The sequence below is a fragment of the Pseudoalteromonas obscura genome (assembly GCF_030135505.1).
GTDB lineage: Bacteria > Pseudomonadota > Gammaproteobacteria > Enterobacterales > Alteromonadaceae > Pseudoalteromonas > Pseudoalteromonas obscura.
Genome location: NZ_JASJUT010000011.1, coordinates 138,395 through 155,910, shown reverse-complemented (window position 1 = coordinate 155,910; position 17,516 = coordinate 138,395). Strand labels below are relative to the sequence as shown.

12 protein-coding genes are annotated in these 17,516 nt (G+C 43.2%); 1 reads left to right on the top strand and 11 read right to left on the bottom strand.

Going from position 1 to position 17,516, the window contains the following annotated elements:
- Nucleotides 1–143 precede the first annotated feature (143 nt).
- The 5 genes from nagP to secA form a co-directional block, all read right to left on the bottom strand.
- Nucleotides 144–1,445: an N-acetylglucosamine MFS transporter NagP gene (nagP, locus tag QNM18_RS21225; RefSeq protein ID WP_211011916.1), complete on the bottom strand. Its 1,302-nt coding sequence runs from the start codon at nucleotides 1,443–1,445 to the stop codon at nucleotides 144–146.
- A 278-nt stretch (nucleotides 1,446–1,723) separates the two neighbouring features.
- Nucleotides 1,724–4,321 carry a family 20 glycosylhydrolase gene (locus QNM18_RS21220; RefSeq protein ID WP_417714854.1) on the bottom strand — a complete coding sequence of 866 codons (2,598 nt, stop codon included), beginning with the start codon at nucleotides 4,319–4,321 and terminating at the stop codon, nucleotides 1,724–1,726.
- Between the two features lie 271 nt (nucleotides 4,322–4,592).
- A complete protein-coding gene (locus QNM18_RS21215) occupies nucleotides 4,593–6,650 on the bottom strand; it encodes a M13 family metallopeptidase (RefSeq protein WP_284138362.1) in 2,058 nt (685 codons plus the stop codon).
- A gap of 88 nt (nucleotides 6,651–6,738) precedes the next feature.
- Nucleotides 6,739–7,134: an 8-oxo-dGTP diphosphatase MutT gene (gene mutT / locus QNM18_RS21210; protein ID WP_211011913.1), complete on the bottom strand. Its 396-nt coding sequence runs from the start codon at nucleotides 7,132–7,134 to the stop codon at nucleotides 6,739–6,741.
- Between the two features lie 60 nt (nucleotides 7,135–7,194).
- Nucleotides 7,195–9,903 (bottom strand): preprotein translocase subunit SecA, encoded by a 2,709-nt coding sequence (secA, locus tag QNM18_RS21205; RefSeq protein WP_211011912.1) that lies wholly within the window; start codon nucleotides 9,901–9,903, stop codon nucleotides 7,195–7,197.
- Nucleotides 9,904–10,391: 488 nt separating this feature from the next.
- Between secA and QNM18_RS21200 the strand changes: the two genes are divergently transcribed.
- Nucleotides 10,392–10,865, top strand: coding sequence for a DciA family protein (locus tag QNM18_RS21200; protein WP_211011911.1), 474 nt, complete (start codon nucleotides 10,392–10,394; stop codon nucleotides 10,863–10,865).
- A gap of 45 nt (nucleotides 10,866–10,910) precedes the next feature.
- On the opposite strand, the gene lpxC is transcribed toward QNM18_RS21200, so the two are convergent.
- The 6 genes from lpxC to murC form a co-directional block, all read right to left on the bottom strand.
- Nucleotides 10,911–11,834, bottom strand: a complete 924-nt coding sequence (gene lpxC, locus QNM18_RS21195; RefSeq protein WP_023397195.1) for a UDP-3-O-acyl-N-acetylglucosamine deacetylase — start codon at nucleotides 11,832–11,834, stop codon at nucleotides 10,911–10,913.
- Nucleotides 11,835–11,912: 78 nt separating this feature from the next.
- Nucleotides 11,913–13,169 carry a cell division protein FtsZ gene (gene ftsZ, locus QNM18_RS21190; RefSeq protein ID WP_023397196.1) on the bottom strand — a complete coding sequence of 419 codons (1,257 nt, stop codon included), beginning with the start codon at nucleotides 13,167–13,169 and terminating at the stop codon, nucleotides 11,913–11,915.
- A 21-nt stretch (nucleotides 13,170–13,190) separates the two neighbouring features.
- Entirely contained in the window at nucleotides 13,191–14,423 is a 1,233-nt protein-coding gene (ftsA, locus tag QNM18_RS21185) for a cell division protein FtsA (protein ID WP_023397197.1), read from the bottom strand.
- Entirely contained in the window at nucleotides 14,420–15,199 is a 780-nt protein-coding gene (locus tag QNM18_RS21180; RefSeq protein ID WP_284138361.1) for a cell division protein FtsQ/DivIB, read from the bottom strand. Before QNM18_RS21180 ends, ftsA begins: the two co-directional genes overlap by 4 nt.
- A 1-nt stretch (nucleotide 15,200) precedes the next feature.
- On the bottom strand, nucleotides 15,201–16,109 hold the full coding sequence (locus QNM18_RS21175) for a D-alanine--D-alanine ligase (protein ID WP_211011908.1): 909 nt from the start codon (nucleotides 16,107–16,109) through the stop codon (nucleotides 15,201–15,203).
- The gene (gene murC / locus QNM18_RS21170; protein ID WP_284138407.1) at nucleotides 16,109–17,515 is read right to left on the bottom strand and encodes a UDP-N-acetylmuramate--L-alanine ligase; all 1,407 of its coding nucleotides are present in this window, start codon (nucleotides 17,513–17,515) and stop codon (nucleotides 16,109–16,111) included. The genes QNM18_RS21175 and murC overlap by 1 nt, the downstream gene beginning before the upstream one ends.
- Nucleotide 17,516 lies beyond the last annotated feature (1 nt).

Sequence of the window (17,516 nt, the reverse complement as noted above, 5' to 3'; positions counted from 1 at the left end):
GGACCCCTTGGCAGCTCACTCCAATTATGAGTGAATTCGCATCTTTAAGCTTTGATAGGAAGTTTAAAACAAAAAATGCCACCTAAAGCTAGGTGGCATTACACACGGGATTATTTCTACTTATAAATAGAAATTCTGTTCACTTATTTCCAGCTTCTCATCTTATGACCTTTCAAAGCATAGAATAGTATAAATATATAACTTGGGATCATCAGGCTATATGCACCTTGCGCACCTAAACCTGCAACATTCCCTAAACCAATCAATAGTGGACCTAAAGCACCACCGGCAATACCCATGATCAATAAACCAGAGGCTGTACCAGTTAATCGCCCTAGACCATCTAAAGCCAGAGGCCAAATTGCTGGCCATACCATGGCGTTAGCAAAACCAAGTAATGCGATACACAATAGCGGATCTGGCAGCTGAGGTCCACCAAAAGGCACTAACAATAGGTTAGAAATTGCAAAAGAGTTGTTGTCACCCATTACAACAGCCAATACGGTAATAATACCTGCTATGCCAGACATCACCAGCGCACTTTGCTGAGACATAAAACGCGGTATCAATACAATACCGATCGCGTAGCCTAACAACATACAGCCCATAGTATAGGATGTCATAATTGAATAATCTGCAATACCTAAATGTAACGCGTAAGAGCCTATTGTATCTGCTGCGATCACTTCAACAGCAACATATAAAGCAATACCTACAACACCCAGTACAAGATGAGGATGCTGAAGTGCTTCTCTCAATTCACCTTTAGATGTTTTACTCTCTTCTTCGAAAACCAAATCAGGTAGTGGCGCAAATTTTGCGAAAAGCGCAAACAAGAATATCAAACCAGCAATCGCCAAGTATGGTGCTATCAGGCTGTTTGCCATTGCGTCTTTCTGTTCTTGAGACAAGCTCTCACCACCATTTACAACACCGCTAACCACAACAGCTGCAAATACAATTGGGACAATCACGCCAGCTGACTTATTTAATAAGCCCATAATACATACGCGCACAGCTGCTGATTTTTCAGATCCCATTTTTACCACATAGGGATTCACCGCAGTTTGTAGCACAGTTTGACCAACACCAATCAATAGCTGGGCTAAAAGGAATACTTCAATCGCCTGCATTTTTGCCGCAGGAATATAAAGAAGCGCAGACAGAGCCATAATCACACAACCCACAGCCATGCCATTTTTATAGCCCACCTTTTTGATCACCATCGCAGAAGGGATACCTGCAATTGTTACCGCAATATAAAATGACGATATAATAAATGACGCTTGTAAAGGTGATAGCTCAAGCATTTGCTGTAAAAAAGGTGTGATTGCACCATTTAGCCAGGTTATGCACCCTAATATAAAAAACATAGAACCAGCCAGCGTCATCGGCAACCAGACACTCTGCTTCGCTTTTTCATTCATATCCACTGTTGCTTCCATAATACTCTTCTTGTTGCAATAAAATCTTATGACAAGTTGTACTCACGACTCTTAAGCCACAAGCACACGATATGTGTTTTTGTTATACCCATTATTCATGGTTTATAGCCGCGCTGCTCAGCTGATGTTGAATACAAAAAACAACTAATGCAACAAAATGACAGCGCTGACATTTAACTTTACGTTAATTTTACACGTATTTCTAGTTAGAAATTATACTATTCTGGATTTAAAAAAGGGGCAAACGCCCCTAATTAATTCCAAAAGACCCAATTAAATTACTCTAAACCTGTAATTCGGCTGTATTTTTTACCAGCTAATGCCGTTCTCAAACGAATATCAGATGGCTTTGAAACCGTCATCGGACCTGTATAAGTTTGCCATGTTTTACCTGCATCTTGGCTCACTTCTATGGTCAAGAAAGAAAACGCGCTATTTGCTAGTAACTTACCACCTTCAATTACCGCACCTGGGACTGGTAAATTCACATTGACACCTGACGCAACTAGTTTATCTAACTCTTTAAGTGCCAGTGTCGCTGAAAACTCTTGCCAATCTGCTGCGCGCAATTTTTCATTTGGCAGCTCACCTTCCCAGCTTGCTTTGTGCCAAGCACGTTCAGCAACAGTAAGTAAACGCGGGAATATCATCGCCATCACCTGCTCTTCCGTGCGAATGGTTTCTGTCCATACCTGCCCTTGCATACCTAGAATATTTTGCGGTTTTTCTAATTTAGGTAACGGCCTACCAACTAGCGCTTCAAGGTTGTCAATTGCTTCACCATTACGCGTGAAATCAGCATTGGCATATACATCATCAGGCATGTAGCCGAATGCTTTCTTAGTATCTGTGTACCTTGCAGCCCAATAGTACCCGCGCTCTTCAGGATGCGCCTCATACGGGTGATCGAAGTAAAGATGCGTACCATGAGATAGTACAACTTGATATCCATCATTAGCTAAACGATATGCCCTGTCTGCCACACCCCATTCCCAGATGTTATCCCACACATTGGCAGTAAACACTTGATTTGGAAACTCATCACGCTTAAATGGATTCACTCTGTCATACATTAAACCATCTTCCCACGCACCCGGTGCGATACCACGCTTAGCAAAGATCTTTGCGATGCGTTGCGTAAAATAAGGCTTTAAATCCGCAGGGCCAGCAATGCCGTTGTTAGCGTCTTTAAACAGAGCATCGCAAGCTGGTGACTGGGTCCAAGAGCCCGCGCCAACTTCATCACCACCAAAGTGCAAATTCTCCAGTCGGGTGCCAGCTTCACGATACATACCTTGCAATTCATAAGTCACTTTCTCTATGAATGCATAAGTAGAATCCATACAGACATTGAATGAATTATCTGTGTAATTTTGAACAGTTAAGTACTCAGACTTATCTTCAGGGTCGCTTAATAAGAACGCACGCGCGTCAGCTTCTTTACCCTGCTCCATTAACGTGTGATATCTCGCTTCCATCGCAATAATAGCTGCTCGAGCGTGACCAGGTCCTTCTATCTCTGGAATTATGTCGATATGCCTAGCTTTAGCAAATTTGAGGAGTTCAACGAAATCTTCTCGCGATAAATAGCCGTTACCTGATCCTGACTTGAATGGACCTGTGCCTAGTTGGGTTAGCAAACATTGACGCTCTTCTAAGTCAAAACAGCGATATCCGCCTATTTCTGACAACTCAGGTAAACCCGGGATCTCTAATCGCCAGCCTTCATCGTCAGAAAAGTGCCAATGAAACTTATTGAGTTTATAACGTGCCATTTGCTCAACAAGTTTAAATAATGCGTCTTTGCCGTGGTAGTTTCGCGCATTATCATAATGCATACCTCGCCAGTCATATCTCGGCGTATCTTCAATTTCAACGTTTGGCGCAGTTACCCCGCCATTCGACTCTTTTGATAGCAATGCCAACAGACTTTGTATGCCATAAAATACACCAGCATTATCAACACCGATAATCTCAATTTTATCGTCATCAATTTCTAGTTTGTAGCTCCCAGAACGACTTTCATATCGTCCCTGCTCTGATTCGACTTTCAAATAGATAGTTGGAGATTCACCAGTTGGAATATGATCTGCTTTGGCATCTAATTTTAATCCAAATTCAGAAAGGTCCTCTTGGAAGACGCTCACTTCTGACTTCAGTCTGCCCGCAAACCTAATTTGCCACTGCCCATTTAACTCAGCAACGCCGCGATTAAAATCAACATTCTGAGGTTTAGGGATAATTCGCTTTAGTGCCGCTTCTCTATTTACTTTGACACTGTGCTGATTGTGCTCATAGCGCCAAGCGGCATTGGCAATCGGAGAGTAATCAAGCGGCTCATTATGCCTTTTTAGCTGATTGTCACGTTCGATGGGGGCAACAAATGCCAGCATGTCTTCTGTATCAGTATTAGCGAACACAACTGGTAGTGATTGACCCGAAACAATAAATGCGCGAGGCATAAAATCCGTATAAGCGGCAATCCACGCGCCAGCCTCAAATTCGATCTTCAAGGAGCCATTTGCAGCTAACCCCGCAAATTCCGGTGTAGGAACAAAACGATGTAAGTCTCCATTGACATGTTCAATACGTAAACCTGCTGACGCCAAGGTCTTAATTTTTCTCACCGAATGCACATAAATCTGCCAATCGCTTTCACCTTTAGGTAGTGCGATTTTCGAGTTGTTTTTTAAAGAGATGGAGCCGATAAAACTGCCAGCACCACCATGAAAGTTATTTTCTACCGCGAAAGTGAGTTGCGTGTCTTTAGCAAAGGCATCAAGCTGTGATTGAGAGAGCATTGCGCTCGCCCCCCACGAGGACGTGATCAGGGTCGTCGCAAACATATGCGCCAGCATGTTTTTTCGTAGATTCATATTCGCTCCTAAAGGCTATTCCTTGAAACCACATTCTAGCAAAAGCTACTCGTCGCTGCCGCGCATACTGAATTATACGACTTTATGGTATAGCGTTACTGCAGACGATTGACGCGACTCAAGGGAATAATACTAACCAACTTATTGTTAGCTTTTCATCATATCGAAGAAAAAATGACAGCGCTATCAAATTTTATAAAAGCCCGTTTATTCCACAAAAAAACCCGCTCAAGATTTACTTGTAGCGGGCTTTTATTAACGGTACTTAGAATTACCAGATCTTTACTCGTTCATCTGGCTTTATGTACATACCGTCACCTTCTTTCACATCAAAGGCTTCATGAAACTGCGGCATATTAGATAAAATACCGATAACGCGATATTCACTAGGCGAGTGAGAGTCTGTCATTAAGCGGTTTCTGAGCTCTTCGTCACGGTATTCTCTGCGCCAAATCTGCCCCCAACCCATAAAGAATCGCTGTGAGCCGGTATACCCATCAATCTCAGGGGCCTCTTTACCTTGCAAAGACAATTTATAAGCTTTATAAGCAACAGTTAAGCCTCCTAAATCACCTATGTTTTCGCCGAGAGTCAGCTCGCCATTAACATGGGCATCGTCGAAAGGCTTATACCCATTAAACTGATCAATCAATTGTTTTCCACGGGCCTCAAACTGTGATAAATCATTATCACTCCACCAGTTTCTTAAGTTTCCATCGCCATCATACTTAGCGCCTTGGTCATCAAAACCGTGGCCAATCTCATGGCCAATTACTGCGCCAATCGCACCATAATTTACGGCATCATCCGCCTCTAAATTGAAAAATGGCGGTTGTAAAATTGCTGCAGGAAACACGATTTCATTATTTACTGGATTGTAATAGGCGTTCACTGTTTGCGGCGTCATGTACCACCTTGAACGATCTACAGGTTTTCCGACCTCATCGATCATTGCTTGATATGACCACTGGTTATAACGAACATAGTTACCCACCAAGTCATCCGCATTGATTTCCAGCTTGGAGTAGTCACGCCACTTGTCTGGATAGCCAATTTTAGGTGTGAACTTTTTGAGCTTCGCTTTTGCAGCAACTTTTGTTTCTGCGCTCATCCAGTCCAAGTCATCAATTGATTTATCAAAGCCAAGAATCAAATTGTCAACCATTTCGCGCATTCGAGCTTTGGCCTCTGGCGGAAAGTGCTCTTTAACATAAATTTTGCCGAGTAACTCACCTAACACATCATTGCTGGCATCCGCAGCCTTTTTCCACATTGGCGATTGTGCTTCCAAACCGCGTAACGTCTTTCCATAAAAGCCAAAGTGCAAATCCACTAACTTGCGCTCGAGTAGATCTGCAAAGTTGCTCACAAAATGGAAAGTCAAATATGCACGCCAAACTTCAACGTCAGTGTTTTGAATGATGTTTGCTAATTGGGTAAAATATGAAGGTTGAGAGACAACCAACTCCTCAATATTAATGCCCAGAGCCTCGAAATAATCCACAACATCAAACCCAGCCATTTGCTGGTTTAGTTCACCGACATTAAGTTTATTATATGTTTTTGATGCATCACGGCTATCGACACGGCTCCATTGTGCCTGTGCTATTTTCGTCTCTAGTTCCAATATCTGCTTTGCGGCTTGTTCAGATTGCTGCTCATTGTATCCAAACTCAAATAAAATATTGGTAATATAAATTTGATATGCCGCTTTTGTTTTGCTGAATTTCTCAGATTCTGTCAGGTAAAAATCCCTATCAGGTAACCCTAGGCCTGTTTGGTACAGATACAAAGTGTTGATGGTAGAGTTTTTAGCATCATTGTGAACATACCAGGAAAAGGGAGTCGTGCCACCTTGCAATTGCAATTTGGCAATCAGTGCCGGTAACTGAGACTTATTTTTTAAGGCTTTTATTGGTTCTAAGTACTCGTCAAGCGCCGAAACACCGATTTCTTCTCGCGCGAGCTCATCGGTATAACTTTTGTAAAATGCACCCAATTTGTATTCGTCACTTCCCGGCGCAGCCGATGGGTTGTTGGCTGCTTTTTCTAAAATTATCTTGAGTGCAGCCTTCGATTTCTCATTTAACTCAGTAAAAGATCCGTAATTTGATTTATCAGCAGGGATTTCAGTTCTCTCAAACCACTTACCATTTACATGCCTATAAAAATCATCTTGAGGACGAACGGATGAGTCTATATTTTCGAGCTCAATGCCCGAAATTAACGTTTGTTGCTGTACGATTTCTTGAGTTTGCTCTGTTTGTGGCTGCTCACTACAGCCAACAAGGCCCAGTGCCACACCAATTGCCGCGAATGTTTTACGCATATATGTAGGCTCCTTTTAAATCATATATGAATCATACCTTGCAGCAAATCAGATTAAAATCCAAGGTATTTAATTCATTTGTAACTGCTTATTTTGACGTTGCCAAAGCATCAATAATAGCCACATTGGCTGATGGGAAATCAAGCTTTTTAAGCTGTTCAAAATTGACCCATTGACTTGGTTGCCCTTCTAGCCCAGTGGCTTCACCAGAGAACGCTGTCACGACATGTACAACAAGACAGACTTGTTTATCACCATAATCATGTTCAATAGTAACTAAGTGCTCCGAGCGTTCAACTTGAATACCTATTTCCTCGGCGAGCTCTCTTGAAAGCGCCTGCTCAACACTTTCATTGTCTTCCACTTTTCCACCCGGAAACTCCCAGAGTCCACCTTGATGTTGCTCATCACTTCGCTTACAGACAAAGTACTGTGCTTGTTTTTCAATCACACCAACTGCCACATTGACTACTTTTTTAGTCATCTTTTTACCCCATAAAAAAAGCGACCTTTAGGTCGCTTTTGTATTAAATTCAGTGTGCGCCTAACTTAGTTTACCGCAACACTGCTTATATTTCTTACCTGAACCGCACGGACACGGCTCGTTACGGCCAACTTTAGGTTCCGCTCTCGCCGCAACCGCTGCGCCTTGTGGGGCCTCACCGCCGACTTTTTCAGCTTCTTCATGCTGATATTGTCTTGGCATTTGTTCGCTACGACGATGCTGCTCTTCAACTTTCTCAACATCTTCTTCGGCACGCACCTGTACTTTGCTCAGTACACCAACCACATCAACTTTAAGCGTTTCAAGCATATTAGAGAACAGTTCAAATGACTCACGTTTATACTCTTGCTTAGGATTTTTCTGTGCATAACCACGTAGGTGAATACCTTGACGCAGGTGATCCATTGCAGCCAAGTGATCCTTCCAATGTTGATCCAAGCTTTGTAGCATGACTGCTTTTTCAAAATGCCGCAGTACTTCAACACCAACTTGTTCTTCTTTTTGCTTGTATGCAGTTTCGGCCTCTTCGATGATACGCTCACGTAGTGACTCTTCATACAATTTGCTGTCTTCTTCAAGCCATTTACCAATTGGTAAGTCCAATAGTAGGTCGGCTTTTAAGCGCTCTTCTAAACCTGGGATATCCCACATTTCAGCTAAGCTTTGCGGTGGAATAAAGCGATCAATCGTACCGTTGAGTACATCACTGCGGATCGCATTCACTGTTTCTGAGATATCGCCTTCTTCCAGTAGCTCATTACGCTGCTCATAGACAACTCGACGCTGATCGTTGGCAACATCATCGTATTCTAGTAACTGCTTACGAATATCAAAGTTACGCGCTTCTACTTTGCGTTGTGCGTTTTCTATTGCACGGTTTACCCATGGGTGCTCAATTGCTTCGCCACGTTGCATGCCAAGTTTGCGCATCATGGTTGTCATACGCTCACCAGCAAAAATACGCATTAATGCATCATCCATAGACAGGTAGAAACGGCTTGAACCTGCATCCCCCTGACGACCAGAACGACCACGTAGCTGATTATCAATACGTCGCGATTCATGGCGCTCAGTACCAATGATATGTAAACCACCAGCTTCTAATACTTTATCGTGAAGCTCTTTCCATTTTGTTTTTGCTTCTGATATTTGTTCTTCACTTGGGTTGTCAATTTTTGCAATATCATTTTGCCAGTTACCACCTAGTACGATATCCGTACCACGGCCCGCCATGTTTGTAGCGATTGTAACATTCCCCGGTAAACCGGCATCAGCAATGATGTCAGCTTCTTGCGCATGGAACTTAGCATTAAGTACATTGTGCTCAATCTTTTCTTTACGTAAAAAGTGAGATAGATATTCAGAACTTTCAATTGAAATAGTACCAACAAGAACAGGCTGCCCTCGCTTTTGGCAATCTCTAATATCGGCTAAAATTGCTTCAAACTTTTCTTCTTGAGTCAGGTAAACCAAATCTGCACGATCATCACGTATCATCGGTTTATTGGTTGGGATAACTACAGTGTCTAAGCCATAGATTGACTGAAATTCAAATGCTTCAGTATCTGCTGTCCCGGTCATACCTGATAATTTGTCATACAGACGGAAGTAATTTTGGAATGTGATCGAAGCAAGAGTTTGGTTTTCATTTTGAATACGAACGCCTTCTTTGGCTTCTACAGCTTGGTGTAGGCCTTCTGACCAACGGCGGCCTTCCATTGTACGACCCGTGTGTTCATCAACAATAATTACTTCATTGTCTTTGACCACATAATCGACATCTTTCTGATACAACTTATGTGCACGTAGCGCCGCATAAACATGGCTTAATAATGTGATGTTACCTGCTGAATACAAAGAATCGTCTTCTTCAATCAAGCTGTGCTTAATCAACAGCTCTTCGACTTTAACTTGACCACGCTCGGTTAAATGGGCTTGCTTTGATTTTTCATCAATTGTGTAATCACCATCACCTTCAACGCCTTCTTCATCTTCTTTTTCTTGTTGAATAAGTTCAGGGACAATTTTGTTGATCTGGGTGTAAAGTTCAGAGCTATCTTCTGCCGGACCTGAAATGATCAGTGGTGTTCTTGCCTCATCAATTAAGATCGAGTCAACTTCATCCACAACCGCATAATGCAGTGGGCGCTGTACACGCTCTTCAATGCTAAACGCCATGTTGTCACGTAAATAATCGAAACCAAACTCGTTGTTGGTGCCGTACGTGATATCAGCGGCATAAGCTTCTTTTTTCTGTGCTGGCATCATACCTGGAATATTACAGCCTACACTCAAACCTAAAAATTCAAATAGCGGGCGATTATTTTCAGCATCACGCTTTGCCAGGTAATCATTCACGGTGATCACGTGGACGCCTTTACCTGTTAAACCATTGAGGTATGCAGGTAAGGTTGCTGTCAGTGTTTTACCTTCACCAGTACGCATCTCAGAAATACGGCCTTGATGCAAAACCATACCACCTATCATTTGCACGTCGAAATGACGCATTTCAAAGACGCGTTTTGAGGCCTCACGAACAGTAGCGAATGCTTCAGGAAGTAATTCGTCTAAGCTGGTTCCTTGCTCAAATCTTTGTCTAAACTCTGCTGTTTTTGCTTTTAGTTGTTCATCAGATAGCTTGCTATACTGCTCTTCCAAAGCATTAACTAAAGCGACCGTTTTGCGTAAATTTTTGATCATCCGGTCGTTACGGCTACCAAAAATCTTGGTAAAAATTTTAGTTATCATGTTTAAACCATTTCAATCTTATGTTTGTAAGCCCGTGCATTCGCGTATTCCCAAAAGGCTTACTAAGTCCTGTTGGCGACAAAGTCGAATTTGTGCTGTGTGCCGAGTTAATTTTATACCCTATCATACCAGACTATGCGCATCTGCAAACCACCTAAGCGAAAACTGTTCCTATTTAATAACATGTCTATCGCAAGGGGGGTTCAGAATACACGTAATTACGCATATGGTCACTCTATAATATCCTTCAGATATGACGGTATTGTTTGTCAATTATGCAGATATGGGGATAGTCGCTCTAAACTTCAAGTCGAATACACAGAACAAGGCTCTCCTATATTAGATATCGACATTTCAGATGCGACTAAGCATTACCCTAGCGTAAAATTAAGGTAAAATAGAACAGGTAGAGATATTGCAATGCTCTTTGCTAGGTATAAAGCTGAATAAGCGCAAATCATACACTATGTTCAAATAGAGGAGACGGTATGGCTAAAAATAGATTTGACCCTAAATCGCTCTCTGAGTTGGCACCTAAGTGGTCTAACAAATTATCCAACTATGTCGAAAAAGCACAAGACATTGCAGCGTTACAAGCTCCCTTGAATAAGGCACTGGGTCCAATTCTAAGTAAAAAGTGCCGTGTATCTAACTACAGTCAAGGTACTTTACATATCGAAGCCGCTTCTGCAACATTGGCTACTCGCCTTGGATATCTCAAAATGGAAATCTTGTCGGAGTTCAGGCAATCAGGCTTTCATGATTGCAGTCAAGTGAAAATCACCGCTACCCCAGAGGCTCAACAGCGGTTATCACAACGTGTCGTCGAGCCGAAAAAGCCGCCTACCCAACAGCACCGTTTGAGCGAGTCTACTGCACAGCAACTCACAATGCTGGCCGACAATGCACCTGCAGGGCTAAAAGAAAAACTTTTAAAATTGGCAAAACACGCCAGTAAATAGTTGTGAGGCAATAGCTAAAAAAAATGACGCTTTCGCGTCATTTTTTTATGCTGTTGCTGTTTGTTGTCCAGCTTCCAAACCAGGTGCTGGCATGGTGACTGGCTCGTCAAAGCTAACCCACTCCCACGCTTGTTCATTTGCCATAACTTCGCGCAGTAGTTTATTGTTTAGACCGTGACCAGACTTATAACATGTCACCTTACCTAAAATGTTGTGACCCGTCATAAACAAATCACCCACACAGTCTAGTATTTTGTGTTTTACAAACTCATCTTTGTAACGCAGACCATTTGGGTTAAGCACTTTAAAGTCATCTAACACAACAGCATTATCCATGCTACCGCCAAGTGCCAGATTATTAGCATGCATATACTCAATGTCTTTCATAAAACCGAAAGTACGCGCGCGACTGATTTCCTGCGTGAAGCTTTGTGCAGTAATATCTAGACCAATGCGTTGACGACTTGCATTAATTGCAGGGTGATCAAATGCAATTTCAAAATCGATATGGAATCCATCGTACGGCTCGATTTCGGCCCATTTGTCACCGTCTTCAACACGTACAGTTTCTTTGATACGTATGAATCGTTTCGCTACATTTAACTCAGCAATACCGCCTTTTTGTATCAAGTATATAAATGGTAATGCACTACCATCCATAATTGGTACTTCGGCACTGTCTAGTTCAACGATAAGATTATCGATGCCCAAAGCTGCGACCGCCGCAATTAAATGCTCAGTCGTAGAAAGGCGAACACCATCTTTATTAGTTAAACAAGTACACAATTGCGTATCACCCACAGCTTCAGGAGTTGTCTCGAAATCGACAACAGGGTCTAGATCTACGCGACGAAATACAATGCCCGTATTTGCGCTCGCAGGTCGGAGAGTGATCGTGACCTTTTCACCTTTGTGTAAACCTACACCTGTGGCTTTAACAACTTCTGCAATTGTACGTTGTTTAATCATATATTCGCCCACTTTAAGTTAGATAGACCGCGGAGTGTATCACATATAACACCCCTTGCCAATCGGTCATTTTTTACCCTAGTCTGACTGCTTTCTCAAAAATGCTGGGATATCGAAATAGTCACCTTTTTCTTTTTCACCAGTTTCTTTTGGTTGCTCAGTCGTTTTAATTGTCTCTTTGGTCTGTATTGTGTTGGGCTCTGCGCTAAACCCTGCACCTGTATCACTGCTGGGCTGTGATTCAACAGGCTTATTGCCCGCACCGCCAAAGCTTGGCACAAAGTCATCGTTAGTATGACTTGGGCCATGAGTTCCTGTTGCAGCTTGTCCAGCAAGACCTTGAATGCCTTTATCAACAATGCCAAACTGAGGTTTACGTTCGCCACCAAGGCCCGTGGCCACAACAGTAACGCGTAATTCGTCACTCATTTCAGGATCAATAACTGCACCTACCACCACTGTCGCATTTTCAGACGCCAGTGCCTTGACGTGGTTACCCACCACTTCAAACTCTTCAATGGTGATATCCATACCAGCGGTAATATTAACCAAAATACCTTTTGCACCTGTCAAATCCACATCTTCAAGCAGCGGACTTGAAATAGCAGCTTCAGCAGCTTCTTGTGCGCGATCTGGACCAGATGCTGCTGCGGTACCCATCATCGCAGTACCCATTGCCGACATTACCGTTCTTACATCAGCAAAGTCGACATTAATTAGACCTGAACGGGTAATTAATTCTGCAATGCCTTGCACCGCGCCATAAAGAACGTCGTTAGCTTTTGCAAATGCGTCTAATAATGTAGTTCCTTTGCCAAGTACTTTCAGTAACTTGTTGTTAGGAATTGTAATAAGTGAATCTACAATTTCAGACAATTCACCGATCCCATGATCAGCTGCAGCCATACGCTTTTTACCTTCCAAGTCAAAAGGGCGCGTAACGACGGCAACGGTCAAGATCCCCAGCTCTTTGGCGACACGCGCAACCACAGGTGCAGCACCAGTACCTGTACCGCCACCCATACCTGCGGCGATAAAGACCATATCAGCACCTTCAAGGCTCGCCTTAATCGTTTCAACATCTTCTTCGGCTGCACTTTTACCAACTTCTGGATTAGCACCCGCCCCTAAACCTTGGGTAATTTGCGTACCAAGCTGGACAGTGACATCCGCAGATGACTTTCTTAACGCTTGCGCGTCAGTGTTGGCAACAATGAAGCGTACACCTTCTATTTCTTGCTTTACCATATGCTCAACGGCGTTGCCACCGCCGCCGCCAACACCAATTACTTTAATTACGGCTTCTTCGCCGTGTTGCTCCATAATATCAAACATCTTCACTCTCCGACTTGAGCTTTAAAACTCACCTTGAAACCATTTAGTTACTCGGCTCCACCAACCTTCTTCGGCATCTACTTTCGCCTTTTGTGCATTTTTGGCTTGCAGCGTACGGCCGTATTGTAACAAACCTACCGCTGTAGCATATGCCGGATCATCAACATAATCTGTTAATCCTGTGATCCCAACAGGCTTTCCTATCCTTACGGGCATTTGAAAGATGTCTTCTGCAACTTCCAAAGCCCCTTTCATTTTGGCGCTGCCACCAGTCATGACAACACCTGCCGCAATTTGGTCTTCAAAACCAGAGCGACGAATTTCTTCTTGAACTAACTCAAATAGTTCTCTAAATCTCGGCTCAACTACCTCTGATAAGGTATGACGAGACATGATCCGAGAGGGACGACCACCAACGCTTGGCACTTCAATTGTTTCTTCAACACTGGCCATTTGACTGCTAGCAAACGCGTATTGTACCTTCAAAGACTCAGCATGTGAGAGTGGCGTTCTAAATATTTTTGCAATATCTCCGGTAACTTGGTTACCAGCAACAGGAATTACTGCTGTATGACGCAGCGCGCCATTTACATAAATGGCAATATCCATAGTGCCGCCGCCGATATCGACTACAGCCGCCCCCAGTTCTTTTTCATCTTCTGTCAAAACAGAATAACAAGAAGCTAAGGCCGTAAAGGTAAGCTGGTCAACTTCAAGCCCGCATCGCTCTACGCACTTTTCTATATTCTTGGCCATGTCATTGGAGCAAGTAATAATATGCGCTTTCGCTTCCATCCTTACTCCACTCATACCAAGTGGGTTTTTGATCCCCTCTTGCATATCAATGCTGTACTCTTGTGGCAACGAATGCAGCATTTTACGCTCAGCCGAAATAGGCACAGACCGAGCAATATGGATAACATTTGCAATATCATCATCTGTGACTTCTGTGTTATTAATTGCCACTACGCCACTTTCGTTTTGGCATTGAATATGTTTACCCGAAATACCCAGATACACCGAGCTAATTCTGCAATCCGCCATTAATTCGGCTTCATCAATTGCACGTTTAATCGAATCAGATACCAAATTAAGATCGTTGACTCCGCCCTTATCCATACCGTGCGCAACTTGGTTACCAACGCCAACAATACTTAATTGATTATCGGATGTGATCTCACCGACAGTAGCAACTACTTTTGCAGTACCTACATCGAGTCCTATCACTAAGTTTCTTTCTGCTGACTTGGTCATGCTTTACTCTTTTCTTTTTTCTCATGTACCTGGGGGTATCTCCAACTTACCGCCAGCCCTGTATCATAACGCAAATCGATCACATCAAGCAGTGCACCTTCGGGTCTTTTTAAAAGCGGATACACGTCAATGAACCTTTGCACTCTCTTTGCTTTTTCTTCTCTGCCTAAATTTAGTTCGATGCCATTTTTTAGCCATAGCTGCCAAGCAAACCGCTCGGAAAGCGCCAAACTAGTTAATTCAAATGAATTGACTGCCAACATGGCCTTCAATTGCAAAAACGTTTCCCAAGCTTCACCTTCACTTCCCTCTGGACCATATAACTGAGGTAAGTTAGTAGATAGCTTAGTGCTATCAGCTTGAAATATGACGCCATCCGCATTCAGTAGTGAATCACTATTCCAAAATGCGACAGGTTTATGCTCAACAACATAAACCTGAATTGTATCAGGCCACTGCTTACGCACCGACACAGATGCAACCCAAGGTAAATCCTTAACAGCAGCCTGAACCGCTTTCACATTTAACTGAAAAAAGCTGGTTAAGTCTGTTCGTTTTATCGCTTCAACAATGTCGTGTTCCTCAGTGTAAAAAGGATCTCCCAACACGGTTAACGTTTTAATCTGTGCATCTCTGTGCTCGACCAACCAGTCGCTGACCCAAAACACACTGCGTACTAGAAAAATCAATACACCTAGAAAAAAGCCCACACCAAGTATCGCAGACCAATTCAGCCTGCCGACTTTCGTAAACGCTTTTTTCATATTTGGGCGCATATTATAACGTTTGCTCTAAAATGCGAACGACTAACTGTTCAAAGCTGATATCTTGTGCTTTTGCCGCCTTCGGTACCAAAGAGGTTTCCGTCATACCTGGCACAGTATTTACTTCAAGTAAATAAAACTGTCCATTTGCATCTTGCATTGCATCAACTCGCCCCCAACCGCTAGCACCAACTAATTCAAATGCATGTAGCGACATCACTTGCAATTGCTCAGTATAAGCTGGCGTTAATTCTGCTGGGCATATGTATTCAGTTGTCGTTTCTTTATACTTTGCCTGATAATCGTAAAACCCACGTGGTGTGCGCATTTCAATAACAGGTAACGGCTGCCCATCTAAGATTGCAACTGTAAACTCTCGCCCTTCTATCCACTGTTCTACTAGCACTTGATTATCGAACTTAAACGCAGCATTCAAAGCTTCTATTAATGACGTTTCATCTTGTGCTTTTGCCATACCAACGCTTGAACCTTCGTGGCTCGGCTTCACCATGACTTGTCCTAGCTCTTTAATAATAGCTTTGGCATCATAGCCACTGTGTTTATCAACCACCGCGTATTTTGCTGTGCTCAGCTTGGCCGATTCAAATAGATGCTTGCAACGAATTTTATCCATTGCCAATGCACTTCCCAACACACCGCTACCTGTATAAGGGATCCCCATAAACTCAAGGGCACCTTGCACCGTACCATCTTCACCACCTCTGCCATGCAAAGCGATAAAAACACGCTTTACATTCAGAGCTGTTAATTCCGAGATATTGCGCTGCGCAGGGTCAAAGGCGATCACATCAACCCCTTGGCTTTTTAATGCCGCAACGATCGCATTACCTGAGGCCAAAGAGACTTCTCGTTCAGCTGAACTTCCACCCAGTAATACAGCAACTTTTCCAAATTTACTCATTAACTCTCCGCTCTTAACTTTTGCTTGGATAGCTCTGTCGCAGCTAATTGCTTCACGATCTGACCTATGTTGCCCGCACCTTGAGTGATCACTAAATCATTGTCTTCTATCACATCCGCCAAAACGGTCATCAACTCTTCATGCTCCGCCACATGGATAGGTTCAACCCCTCTCTGGCGCAAACTCCTACACAATGCTTTACTATCTGCACCGACAATGGTCGCTTCACCAGCAGCATAGACATCTAATAAGATCAATTGATCAACTTCCGAGAGCACTTTAACAAACTCTTCATAAAGATCACGAGTACGCGTATACCTATGTGGTTGGTACAGCATCACCAACCGCTTATCGGGCCAACCGGCACGCGCAGCTTCAATAGTCACGGCCACTTCAGATGGATGATGGCCATAATCATCGACTAACATCACTTCACCAGAATCATTTGTAAATGTACCGTAGTGCTGGAAGCGTCTTCCGATACCTGCAAACTCTTTTAAAGCAACTTGGATAGCACTGCTATCAATATCGTGATCTTTGGCTATTGCAATGGCTGCGGTGGCATTAAGTGCATTGTGTTTACCTGGCATATTTAGCGTGATCTCAATACTTGACCCAGATTTATGCAACACCTTGAAGCTACAACTCTCAACGTTTTGCACATAGTCGGTCATTCGATAATCCGCATCTTCGCTCTCACCATAGGTAATCGTTGGCCTAGCAAATCTCGGTAACAGCTCTCTTACTACTGGCGAGTCAATACATACAACTGCCAAACCGTAAAACGGTAAGTTATGGATAAAGTCAACGTAGGTGTCTTTGAGCTTTTCAAAATCACCACCATACGTATCCATATGATCTGCTTCAATATTGGTGATTACTGAAGCCATTGGTTGTAAATGCAAAAAAGAAGCATCGCTTTCATCTGCTTCGGCAATCAGCACGTCGCTACTGCCAACTTTAGCGTTACTTCCTGCGCTATTTAGCAATCCGCCAATAATAAATGTTGGATCTAACTTTGCTTCTGCAAAAATACTTGCTACTAGGCTAGTCGTTGTTGTTTTTCCATGGGTACCCGCTACCGCAATGCCGTGTCTAAAGCGCATTAACTCAGCGAGCATTTCAGCACGCCTTACAACCGGAATGCGTGCCTGCTGAGCCGCCATAATTTCAGGGTTTGATGTATCTATTGCGCTGGAGACCACCACCACGTCTGCATCAGTGACATTGGCCGAATCGTGACCGATAAAAATCTCAGCGCCAATTTTTAACAGCCTTTCTGTCATAGCATTTTGCGCGATATCTGAACCTGTGATCCGATACCCTTCATACGCCAACACTTCTGCTATACCGCCCATACCAGCTCCACCTATTCCAATGAAGTGGATGGTGTTGATGCGTCTCATA

Excerpts from the sequence above, each read along its gene's own strand:
- QNM18_RS21200 (WP_211011911.1), top strand. The coding sequence starts at position 10,392 with ATGGCTAAAAATAGATTTGACCCTAAATCGCTCTCTGAGTTGGCACCT.
- secA (WP_211011912.1), bottom strand. The coding sequence starts at position 9,903 with ATGATAACTAAAATTTTTACCAAGATTTTTGGTAGCCGTAACGACCGG.
- mutT (WP_211011913.1), bottom strand. The coding sequence starts at position 7,134 with ATGACTAAAAAAGTAGTCAATGTGGCAGTTGGTGTGATTGAAAAACAA.
- ftsA (WP_023397197.1), bottom strand. The coding sequence starts at position 14,423 with ATGACCAAGTCAGCAGAAAGAAACTTAGTGATAGGACTCGATGTAGGT.
- murC (WP_284138407.1), bottom strand. The coding sequence starts at position 17,515 with ATGAGACGCATCAACACCATCCACTTCATTGGAATAGGTGGAGCTGGT.
- QNM18_RS21175 (WP_211011908.1), bottom strand. The coding sequence starts at position 16,109 with ATGAGTAAATTTGGAAAAGTTGCTGTATTACTGGGTGGAAGTTCAGCT.
- QNM18_RS21180 (WP_284138361.1), bottom strand. The coding sequence starts at position 15,199 with ATGCGCCCAAATATGAAAAAAGCGTTTACGAAAGTCGGCAGGCTGAAT.
- QNM18_RS21220 (WP_417714854.1), bottom strand. The coding sequence starts at position 4,321 with ATGAATCTACGAAAAAACATGCTGGCGCATATGTTTGCGACGACCCTG.
- lpxC (WP_023397195.1), bottom strand. The coding sequence starts at position 11,834 with ATGATTAAACAACGTACAATTGCAGAAGTTGTTAAAGCCACAGGTGTA.
- ftsZ (WP_023397196.1), bottom strand. The coding sequence starts at position 13,169 with ATGTTTGATATTATGGAGCAACACGGCGAAGAAGCCGTAATTAAAGTA.
- nagP (WP_211011916.1), bottom strand. The coding sequence starts at position 1,445 with ATGGAAGCAACAGTGGATATGAATGAAAAAGCGAAGCAGAGTGTCTGG.
- QNM18_RS21215 (WP_284138362.1), bottom strand. The coding sequence starts at position 6,650 with ATGCGTAAAACATTCGCGGCAATTGGTGTGGCACTGGGCCTTGTTGGC.